This window comes from Rhodococcus sp. ENV425 (assembly GCF_002887785.1).
GTDB classification, from domain to species: domain Bacteria; phylum Actinomycetota; class Actinomycetes; order Mycobacteriales; family Mycobacteriaceae; genus Rhodococcus; species Rhodococcus aetherivorans.
In genome coordinates, this window is sequence record NZ_PCZU01000161.1 from 868 (window position 1) to 1,365 (window position 498).

Consider the following 498-nt stretch of genomic DNA (forward strand, 5'->3'; position numbering starts at 1 on the left):
ACGGTGGCCGCGGCCTCGCCGCCGGCGCGGTTCATGGCTTCTGCTGCCCGGCCGAGCCCGGGTCGGTGTCGTCGCCGCTTCCCGGATCGGTGCGTGGAGTCACAGCGGACGTGCCTGCGTTCGTCGCAGTGGGGATTTCCGTCGGGTCCGGCCGGCTCGAGGTGCGGATCGTGCGAGCGAGCGCCCGCAGATCCTGGAGCGATCGGATTCCGTCCGGGACGCTGCCGTCACCGGGTGGCCGTCCACCTCGGGAAGTCCTCGGTGCCGGTCTCGTTCATCGCATCGTTGAGGTCTTGCGCTGCGGCGATGTACTCGGCGCGGTCCTGTTCGGTGAGCGAGCCGAGGTAGCTGTCCAATGTCTCGATCTGCACCTGGGCGTGGGTGTGCGCTGCCGCGTCGGTCTTCGTCTGCGCGGGTGCGCCGCTCCGGTGCGATTCGGTGGTCGGCGCGTCCGCTGTGGCCGATCGCGTGCGGAATCGGCCGCGTAGTGCGGTGAAC

Annotated in this window: 1 protein-coding gene; it reads right to left on the minus strand. The window is 70.5% G+C overall.

Annotation, left to right across the window (positions count from 1 at the left end; translation table 11 throughout):
* Positions 1-227: 227 nt before the first annotated feature.
* Positions 228-498, minus strand: a 271-nt coding sequence (locus CQZ88_RS30190; protein WP_219727516.1) for a hypothetical protein, incomplete at its 5' end; no start/stop codon positions are given.